General features: G+C 47.5%; 8 protein-coding genes. 6 read left to right on the forward strand and 2 right to left on the reverse strand.

The window, feature by feature from the left end:
* The first annotated feature begins 44 nt into the window (after positions 1-44).
* The 5 genes from ACN0TT_RS12490 to hemN all read left to right on the forward strand — a co-directional run bounded on the left by ACN0TT_RS12490 (position 45) and on the right by hemN (position 4,376).
* Positions 45-668 (forward strand): c-type cytochrome, encoded by a 624-nt coding sequence (locus tag ACN0TT_RS12490; RefSeq protein ID WP_417762489.1) that lies wholly within the window; start codon positions 45-47, stop codon positions 666-668.
* Positions 669-1,055: 387 nt separating this feature from the next.
* Positions 1,056-1,694, forward strand: coding sequence for a class I SAM-dependent methyltransferase (locus ACN0TT_RS12495; protein WP_417762490.1), 639 nt, complete (start codon positions 1,056-1,058; stop codon positions 1,692-1,694).
* A 92-nt stretch (positions 1,695-1,786) separates the two neighbouring features.
* Complete coding sequence (gene yihI, locus ACN0TT_RS12500; RefSeq protein WP_417762491.1) at positions 1,787-2,329, forward strand: Der GTPase-activating protein YihI; 543 nt, start codon at positions 1,787-1,789, stop codon at positions 2,327-2,329.
* Positions 2,330-2,338: 9 nt separating this feature from the next.
* Positions 2,339-2,806, forward strand: coding sequence for a DUF2489 domain-containing protein (locus tag ACN0TT_RS12505; RefSeq protein WP_417762492.1), 468 nt, complete (start codon positions 2,339-2,341; stop codon positions 2,804-2,806).
* A gap of 193 nt (positions 2,807-2,999) precedes the next feature.
* Positions 3,000-4,376, forward strand: coding sequence for an oxygen-independent coproporphyrinogen III oxidase (hemN, locus tag ACN0TT_RS12510; protein WP_417762493.1), 1,377 nt, complete (start codon positions 3,000-3,002; stop codon positions 4,374-4,376).
* A gap of 92 nt (positions 4,377-4,468) precedes the next feature.
* On the opposite strand, the gene add is transcribed toward hemN, so the two are convergent.
* Positions 4,469-5,464 carry an adenosine deaminase gene (gene add / locus ACN0TT_RS12515; RefSeq protein ID WP_417762494.1) on the reverse strand — a complete coding sequence of 332 codons (996 nt, stop codon included), beginning with the start codon at positions 5,462-5,464 and terminating at the stop codon, positions 4,469-4,471.
* A 254-nt stretch (positions 5,465-5,718) separates the two neighbouring features.
* Here add and ACN0TT_RS12520 point away from each other — a divergent pair, with 254 nt between their 5' ends.
* Positions 5,719-6,663 carry an alpha/beta fold hydrolase gene (locus tag ACN0TT_RS12520; protein WP_417762495.1) on the forward strand — a complete coding sequence of 315 codons (945 nt, stop codon included), beginning with the start codon at positions 5,719-5,721 and terminating at the stop codon, positions 6,661-6,663.
* Here the strand turns inward: ACN0TT_RS12520 and ACN0TT_RS12525 are convergent.
* Positions 6,637-9,120 carry a putative bifunctional diguanylate cyclase/phosphodiesterase gene (locus ACN0TT_RS12525; protein WP_417762496.1) on the reverse strand — a complete coding sequence of 828 codons (2,484 nt, stop codon included), beginning with the start codon at positions 9,118-9,120 and terminating at the stop codon, positions 6,637-6,639. The two genes, ACN0TT_RS12520 and ACN0TT_RS12525, sit on opposite strands and share 27 nt — an antisense overlap.
* Between the last annotated feature and the right edge of the window lie 719 nt (positions 9,121-9,839).

Genomic DNA, 9,839 nt, shown 5'->3' on the forward strand with positions numbered 1-9,839 from the left:
ATGCCTAAGCGTTTACGCCGAAAATCATCATGAGCAAATTCATTATGCGACTCGTGACCCTAGTGTCACTCTGGTACGGACTTATTCCCAACACTTACGCCAATACCGCCGACATTCAAGCCGGTGAGCGAAAGTCAGCCATTTGTGCTGGCTGTCACGGCAGCCGCGGCATCGCCCCAAGCGCCAATTTCCCGCACCTTGCAGGGCAATCCACCAACTACTTAATCAAACAACTGCAAAATTATCAGCAAGCCAATTCCGGCCGACAGGCTCCAATGATGACCAGTATTGCTGCGCAGCTATCAGAGCAAGATATCCAGCAATTGGCCGCCTATTACGCCGCGCAACCTCCGCGTCACCCGGTATCAGCGGCAGAAAGTGGCATAGGTAAACGCCTCTACCTCGGCGGCGATATGGCAAGAGATATCGCTGCCTGCTCAGCCTGTCACGGCGTACACGGCCAAGGGCTTACTGCCGCGGGTTTTCCCGCGCTGTCAGGGCAACACGCCCTGTATACCGAGCAACAACTCAATAAGTTTAAACAAGGCCAGCGCCATAATGATCCCAATAATATGATGACCGATATCAGCCGCAAACTTAATGCCGAAGAGATTGCCGCGCTAGCCGCTTATATTGCAACATTAACACCGCCAAAAGCAGCTAATTGACGTTTACGTAAACTTAATAATGGTTGACACAGATCACTAAATGTTTTTTAATGTCGACGATTTATGATTCCCAGTCAGTAAAAAAACCATAATTTTCTGGGAGCAATAATGGTTGCAGAGTCATTTGGGGGACTCTCAGCTAATGGGAGTGCGGCAATCACTCTCAGCTATAGTGGGCATGATGCCTTACTAATAAAAAGGTCTGGATGACCACAAACGACAAAGCAGGGAATGCGTCAATAAAAATAGGGATATGACCGGGAGAGTCGTTCGCTTAGCATGGAATGCAACTAGCAGAATTGGGCACAAAGTGTCATCATCAAGCGGCAGCTCGTCTGCCGCTTTTTTATTTCTGTATTTCGCTAAAATTATTGGAATATGAAGTAGATGCCGAATTGTCCCCTGTGCCAAACCCTAACAACTCAAGCGCACTATCACGACAAGAAACGCAGTTTCTTCCTCTGTGATGGCTGTGGACTGGTGTTTGCCGATCCCAACAGCGTACTCCCACCACCGATTCAGCGACAGCGCTATGGCCGCGCCCAAAAACACAGCAAGGTACAACAACTCGAAGCATTTATCGATATGTTGATTGCGCAATTGACGGACCTTGGTTACCAACAACTTGAAGGGTTAAATTTCGGTCGCGTGTTATCTGCCGCAGCGCAGCAACGAGTCGCCGACGCGGGCTATCACATCCGCCAGTTTGATCCATTTTTTGCCCCTGAGCGGCAATGGCTACATCAACAGTATGATTTTATCTGCAGCTATCGCGTGTTTGAGCACTTCCATACTCCCGCACGTGAGTGGCAATTACTTAATCAGTTGCTGAAGCCGGGCGCTTGGCTGGCGATTTCAACGCCACTGCTGCGCTCAGTCGATGCCTTCGCCAAATGGCATTTCAAGAATAATCCCACTCATGTGAGCTTTTATCAGCCACGAACCTTCGCTTATTTGGCCGAAATGGCCGGATTATCGCTTTTATTTGCCGAAGGAGACTTTGTATTGATGCAAAAAGCAGCGTAATTTGCTATAAATCGCGCCCCGGTTGCAAAGCTGCAGTAAACTAGGATGAAAGCGCTTGCACCCTGATAGCAATTTCATCAAATGAGAGCCATATGACTAGAATTAAAAAGTCGCGCAACACCAATGAAAACGGTGCCAAGCGTGCGCCGCGAACCAAAAAAGCTGAGCGCACCATCGCGCGCAAGAAACAAGATAACGGCAACAAATCTGGTAGCCGTCAATCCGTTGGAGAGCAACCACAAAACAACCAAGGCGGAAAGGGTAAAAAAGACCCTCGTATCGGCAGTAAAAAGCCGGTAGCGTTGGTGCTGCCTAACACCAAAGAAACACCGATTGCCGCAGTGCGCGCAGTGAAACAAGCTCCACTAACTGACGAACAAAAACTGGCGCAGTTAGAAAATGACCCACGCTTAAATCAACTGTTAGATCTGTTGGAAGAGGGTAAGACCTTGCCAGTGGCAGATCAGCAATGGTTAGATAAGCAGTTGAACGAATTGGAACGTTTGATGGATAAGCTCGGCATTGATGATTTAGCCGATGCCGATGATGCTGAATTTACTGATGATGAAGATCTGCTCGCCAAGTTCGATGCAGGTGAAGATCTATTGAAGCAGTACCAACAAGACGATAAATAAGGAGCCGTTGTGCAGATGTTGCTGGTAATTGTTGCGCTGATCATTGTGGCTGGCCTTGCCGCCTACGCCACCATGTTACTCATCCGTTTGCGTAAGCAAACCCAAGCCAAACAAGCCGCAATTGCTGCACAACAGCAAGCCGTACAGGAACGTCAGCAGCGCGTGCTGGACGATATCCGCTACATCGCTTTGGCTATGACCGAAGATCGTTGTGAGATATCAGAAGGCGTGCTGCGTATTGCTAAACTGTTCGAAGCGCTGGCACTCACCGAACGTGTGGAAGCAGACTTTCCAGCCACCTACGAGCATTACGAGTTGATAAAAAACCATCCTATTTTGGAAGAACGTCAAGCGTTACCAAAACAGGAGCGGATGAAGCTGGATTTCCATCGCATGAAATCTGAGGCAGCGCTTCAGGATAATATTCTTAACGAAGCGAAAACCTTAGCCAATTTTGTCCTCAAACCTACCCACTAAAGTGAGCTAAATGGCCCGTGTTGGCGTGAGTCGGTGCACAAAACCGAGCCACTTGGGCAGACATTAGTAACTTTTTCATAGATATTCGCTGTTTCTTAAATATCCTGTTAAGAATTTCAAACTGGATCAAGGTTATTTGGCGAGTAACATTGCATACTTCGCCTGTTGCTAATTTAATGTCGGAGGACGCGTCTTGGAGCAGCCCACTAAAATCAGCTGGGATCAGTCAATGATCGAGAAGTACAACTACAGCGGTCCGCGTTATACCTCATATCCGACGGCGCTAGAGTTCGATGATTCCTTCACTGAGGGCGATCTGCTATCGGCGATTGAACACAGCAAAAGCGATAAACTGTCGCTCTACATCCATGTGCCTTTCTGTGCCAAGCTTTGCTACTACTGTGGTTGTAATAAGATTATTACCCGCCATCAGCACAAAGCAGACCAATACATCGAATACTTGGAAAGTGAAATTCTTAAACGCGCACCACTGTTTAAGCGTTACAAAGTCACTCAAATGCATTGGGGCGGCGGTACACCTACCTTCCTCAATCCAGAGCAGATCTTGCGGTTGACCAAGCTGCTTAAAGCAAACTTTGATTTTGCCGAGGTGGGTGAGTACTCGATTGAAGTTGATCCGCGTGAAATCGAACTGACCATGCTGGATACGCTTAAAGAAGCGGGCTTCAACCGGATTTCTATCGGCGTGCAAGACTTCAATAAAGAAGTGCAAGTCGCGGTTAACCGCGAGCAAGATGAAGAGTTTATCTTTGCGCTGATCAACAAAGCGAAAGAGATGGGTTTTGTGTCAACCAACGTGGATCTGATCTACGGCTTGCCACACCAAACGCCAGCCACCTTTGCGCAAACCATTCAACGCATTTTGGATCTGTCACCAGACCGTTTGTCAGTGTTCAACTACGCACACTTGCCAGCCCGTTTTGCGGCGCAGCGTAAGATTAAAGATGAACACCTGCCAACGCCGCAGCAAAAGCTGGAGATCCTGCAGCATACGATTGAAACGCTGACAGGTGCAGGCTATCAGTACATCGGTATGGACCACTTTGCTAAGCCAGACGACGAGCTGTCTAAGCTGCAACGTGAAGGCCGTTTACACCGTAACTTCCAAGGTTACACCACCCAAGAAGAGTGTGATCTGTTAGGTTTAGGCGTGTCATCTATCAGCCAAATTGGCGATTGCTACGCGCAAAACCAAAAAGATATTCGCCCTTACTACGAAGCGATTGATGACCACGGCCATGCGCTGTGGAAAGGCTGCAAACTGAACCGTGACGACGAGATCCGCCGCGCGGTCATCAAACAGCTGATCTGCCACTTCGATTTAGATATGGCGAAGATGGATGAAAAACTGGCCATCAACTTTGAAGAGTACTTCGCGGAAGATTTGAAACTGCTGCAAACCTTCATTGATGACAAACTGGTGACGGTTGCCGACCGCAAAATTCATGTGGGTGAAACTGGTCGTCTGCTGATCCGTAACATCTGTATCTGTTTTGACGTGTACTATCGCGAAAAAGCGCGCCAACAACAGTTCTCTCGGGTTATCTAAACTCAGGTAGCGCACCAATCGTGCACAGAAAGCCGACATCATGTCGGCTTTTATTTTGACTCATTAGCGCACTAACTAACATGCGGCGCTATTTACGACTTTCGCGCATACAAAGCTTGGCGTTCACTGTCTGACAAGAAGGCCATTTCGATACCATTGCGTTGTAGTTGCTGTAATTGAGCGGCGGTTAACTGCAGCTCTTGCTGAGCAATCCGATATTCATGGGCAATATCGATATTGCTCACGCCGGGATCATCAGTATTCAAACCCACTAATAAGCCAGCCTCAATAAACTGCTTTAACGGATGCACGTCGTAAGAGGCCACTGTTGAAGTGTGTAAATTGCTAGTAGGGCAAGATTCAATGCCAATACGCTGCTTGGCTAAATAGCCCATCAGCTTGGCATCTTCCACCGCTTTAACACCGTGACCAATGCGCACCGCGCCTAGCTCGTTAATCGCTTGCCAGATGCTCTCGGCCCCCGCCGCTTCGCCAGCATGCACCGTCACTTGTAAGCCGGCATTGCGGGCTTTTTTGAAATGCTCGTTAAACAACTCGCCGGGGAAACCCAGTTCATCACCAGCCAAATCCACAGCGACTATGTCTTGATGGCAACTCACCAGCGCATTCATCTCAGCTAAACACGCTTGTTGGCCAAACGTGCGTGACAAAATACCAATCAACTTCACCTGCGTGTTGAAGTCACGCATTGCTGCATTGGTACCATCAATAACTGCCTCAACCACAGCTTGCAGCGGCAATTTGTGATTCATTGCCATGTAGTACGGACTAAAACGTAGCTCCGCGTAGTCGATGCCAGAATTTGCGACATCTTCCACGTTTTCGTACGCCACGCGACGCACAGCGTCTAAGTCTGCTAATACGGCGACCATCCAATCAAGCTTGGCTAAAAAACCTAACAGATCGGCTTCTTTTCCCTGAATTTGCACATGGGGGGCAAGTAACTTGGCAGTGTCAGCCGGGAGCGTAATGCCATGCTGTTGGCCAAGCTCCAAAATCGTTCGAATACGGACATTGCCGTCCAAGTGTCGGTGCAAATCCACCAACGGGATAGAAGTATCAATCATAAAAAGCCTCTTTCGCGTTACCTGCATTATTCGGAATTGGTAGTGGTAACTGCCTAATTCTAGCATGAGTGACACGTATCTCATTGAATGCCAATGTTACAAAAGTGCCCTGTTTAGCAAATCGTCGCAATAGTAATCAGCTTATAAGGCCGTAAAATCGCCGCGTTCCGTTCATTTATCGACGTAAGTGACAACAACCGTGAGATAATTACTGGTATGCTTTATCAATAAAGTTGGCAGTTTTAGGAGGTCTCGTGGGTAGATTTCGCAGTCAATATGACCATCCACTATCAGAACAGCAGTTGGAGCAATTCTGGCAACAAGTCTCAGAAAGCAGCCTCAAGCTCGCCGACGAACACACGATAGCTTATTGCTACATTGAGCATCCAAATCACGACAAAGTGGTGGTGATCAGTAATGGCCGAGTAGAGAGTTATCTCAAATATATTGAAGTGATCTACGAGCTGTATGAGCAGGGCTATAGTGTTTACGCGCTAGATCATGTGGGGCAAGGGCTATCCAGCCGACTGTGCACTAATCCACACATAGGACATATCGACCGCTTTGATCGCTATGTCGAACACCTAGACCAATTTATTGCGACCATAGTGCTACCGCAGCAACACCCACACCGTTACCTACTCGCGCATTCCATGGGTTGCGCCATTGCTGCACTCTATTTAGCACAGCACAGTGAGCATTTTGAAGCGGCGGTGTTCTGCGCGCCGATGTTTGGGATTAAGCTACCGCTGCCAAAGTCATGGATAACTTGGTTGACTAAAAAGATGAACCGCTACTCCGCCGACAATGAGCCTAACTACGTGTTGGGTGGGCAGGATTATCATGCCAAACCCTTTTATGGCAATCCGCTGACTCACAGTCGCCAACGTTACAGTCGGCTATTGGCACTCTACCAACAAGTACCGCAAATTCAGCTCGGTTCGCCAAGTAATCAATGGCTATTAGAATCACTAGCGGCGGCTGAGCGGGCGTTACATGCCGCCAAACAGTTATCGATCCCAGCACTAATTTTACAGGGAACGATTGACCGAGTCGTCGACAATGATGCGCAATGGCGTGCCTGCGGGGAACATACTCAACTACAGCAGATTGAAGGCGCTCGTCATGAGTTGTTGATTGAGCATGACTGCTGCCGCACACAAACCATGGCGTTAATAATGGATTGGTTCAGCAACTGAGCGTAACTGACGCACTTCGCCCGCACGCGGTAGCAAGCGGGCAAATTCTGCGGCAGGCAATGGCTTACTCCATAGATAACCTTGGAACCAGTCGCAGCCATGTGCTTTGAGATAGGCATGTTGAGCTTGAGTTTCTACCCCCTCAGCAACCACAGCCAATTTGAGTGCGTGCCCCATATCAATGATGGCTTTGACGATGGCGTTACCTTGGTCATTTTCACCGATGTTACGGACAAAGGACGCATCAATCTTAAGCCGTGATAACGGCAGATGTTGCAGGTAACTCAGCGAGGAATAGCCAGTACCAAAATCATCGATGGCAACTGAGAAACCGGCTTGTTTCAACGCGTTAAAACGCTTTTTCACTATTGAGATATCGGTTAAAAACAGATGCTCGGTCAACTCTAACTCAAAGGCTGAAGCCACCAGTTGTCGTCCTTTAATCTCCGACAACAAACGTTCGACAAAATCTGCATCGTTAAACTGTCGCGCACTGATATTCAGCGAAATCTTCGGTAACTGCTTGTCAGCATTGATAACTAAAAACTCACACACGTCTTTAATTAACCAACGGGTTAAATTATCAATCAGCCCAGAGCGCTCGGCCACAGGAATAAATTCTGCCGGAGAGATAAAACCAAACATAGGATGGCGCCAGCGCAACAACGCCTCAGCACCGGAAAGTACCCCATATTCATCAACAATCGGCTGGTAATAAATCTCTAACTGGCGTTTGTCGATCGCATCACGAAGATCATTTTGAATAATCAGTTGGGCGCTAACCTGGCGCTCCATCTCAGGAGAATAGATCACGCAGTTATCACGACCCCGTTCTTTTGCGTCAAACATCGCCATATCGGCACAACGCAGTAACTCACCTGATGATGTGGTTTCCCGTGGCTTAATGAGATGCACACCAATACTGGCTGACACATTGAGCTTATGCCCGTTGATCACTAACCCTTGAGAGATGCTCTGCCGAATATCACCGGCAATCGCAAATACGCTCGTGGTTGCCGCATCATGACTAGTGGCAATATTCTCAACGACCAGAGCAAACTCATCGGCGCCCAAGCGCGCCAGTAAATACGGGCTGGTCGCTTCAGCTAAGTGCTTACTCACCTGCACCAGTAAACTATCACCGGACTTATGCCCTAACGCATCGTTAATGACTTTAAAGTTATCTAAATCGATGACAAACAGGGCACTGAAACTCAGCTGCTGCCCGTTCGCCGCGCTAATACGATTCAGGCAATTGATCAAATGTTCACGGTTGGGTAGATGGGTAAGCGGATCATGACTAGCGAGGAATGCCAGAGTATGTTGATTTTCAATGTCGTTAGAGACATCGGTATGTAAGCCCACTAAACGTATCGGACGCCCTAGCGCATTCCACGCTACCACCATCGCACGGCTGCGGACCCAAACGTAATCGCCCGATTTATGCAGCAACCGATGCAGCGATTCATACTCATTAGTTTTACCATCAAGGTAATCTTGTAACACCGACAGAGCGGTGGGCAGATCTTCTGGATGTAACAAACTACGCCAAGTGGCGAACTCAGCCGCAAGCTCTCCGGGGGCATAACCAACAATCTCTTGCCAACGATCAGATAAAAACACCTCGCCAGACAGCATATCCCAATCCCACAAGCCATTTTTATTGCCGTCGACAGCAAACAGCCAACGTTGCTCGTTTTCCTTAATACGCTCCAACAATCTATCCATGTGCAGATATAAAGACTGAATGTTGTCATCCAAGCCTTGATAAAAACTCATCGGCCACTGAGGCTCTGTGGCCAGATGACGCTGAGATATGCGCAGCTTTAACTGTTGTAATGGCTGAATAAACAATCGAAAAACCAGCAAAGCACAACCAGTCAGCAACAAGGTGATAACTACTGCCCAGCCAATAAATAGGTGATTAAATGCCGAGGCCGCAGCGGTCAGTTGAGGAAAGAGATCATACTCAACAAACACAGTGGTGATATCAGCGTAACTTTGTGAGTTATATTGCTCGACCGGAAAATAGATCAGTAACAAATCTCGAGCACTGTCAACTCGATAACTCGGTTGTGCTGATTGATTGGCCGCTAATGCCGAAGCAACAGAATAAGTATCAAAAGCATCGGGAGCAAGTGTGTTTAGCCACAATGAATGATTGGCATATCGAATAGTGCTGTTGCTATCAATAAACGCGACGGAAACGACTTTTTTATTAGTCGCTAAATAACGTAATTCATCCCCAATACGACGCTCATCTTGACTAATCGCAGCTTTATTAATGGCATCGACGGTATGCTCGAGAGTAGAGAAAACCCCAAGCCTTGCCTCCGCAGCTGCGTTCGTAGTGGCATGACTGCGGCCAACAAAATACACGCCAATCAGCAACAAGCAATAACAGCAGAGCACAAGCGATGCTGTTAAATAAGGTCGACGAAGCCAAGAAAACTTCAAGATGGCCCTCCGTTGCTGAGCACATTAGGTCAGGTTAACTTAGAGCATATATTATGACAGCCACAACAGATATCTGTAATCATGTTTTGCTGGCAAAAAGTAGCTAACAATGCTCTCTACTGCATATCAGCTTATATCTCAATATTTGAGTTCGAATACGCCATCCTAAACATCAGAACGCAAATGATGATTAAATCATTGAACCATCGATTGATAAGATAAAGAGCAATACTACACCTGCAAAAACAACAACAGGTGGTGCGTATACGCTTCTAATACCAATTTGATTAATTATCTGGTCAGATTTTTCCAGTCTTTGGAGCACAGAGATTTGCTCGGACCAGTATCCTTAATGAAGGTATTTCAGGCTCGGCATACTTGGTCAACAATTTGTTCGTAGCAATCAAATACTCAGTTGAAAAGACAGTGTTGTCTGAGGCCTTGCCAAACTTGCTCCGATCTGGGGAATAGGCGGGGGAGCTTAACTAAAGTGAGATTAAAGTCGTTGGCTGAATGCATGACAATTTCATCGTATTCATGATTAGCCCTATTAGATCACACTTTTAATAACTGGTCAGACGTTGCGAGGCCACAAAGCAAAAAAGGCCACCCGTTTGGGTGGCCTTCTCTAAATTGGGCGTCTGGCGATGACCTACTCTCACATGGGGAAGCCCCACACTACCATCGGCGCGATTGTGTTTCACTTCTGAGTTCGGGAT

The sequence above is a fragment of the Shewanella sp. genome (assembly GCF_048265805.1).
Classification (GTDB): Bacteria; Pseudomonadota; Gammaproteobacteria; order Enterobacterales; family Shewanellaceae; genus Shewanella.

Excerpts from the sequence above, each read along its gene's own strand:
- add (WP_417762494.1), bottom strand. The coding sequence starts at position 5,464 with ATGATTGATACTTCTATCCCGTTGGTGGATTTGCACCGACACTTGGAC.
- ACN0TT_RS12490 (WP_417762489.1), top strand. The coding sequence starts at position 45 with ATGCGACTCGTGACCCTAGTGTCACTCTGGTACGGACTTATTCCCAAC.
- yihI (WP_417762491.1), top strand. The coding sequence starts at position 1,787 with ATGACTAGAATTAAAAAGTCGCGCAACACCAATGAAAACGGTGCCAAG.
- ACN0TT_RS12495 (WP_417762490.1), top strand. The coding sequence starts at position 1,056 with ATGCCGAATTGTCCCCTGTGCCAAACCCTAACAACTCAAGCGCACTAT.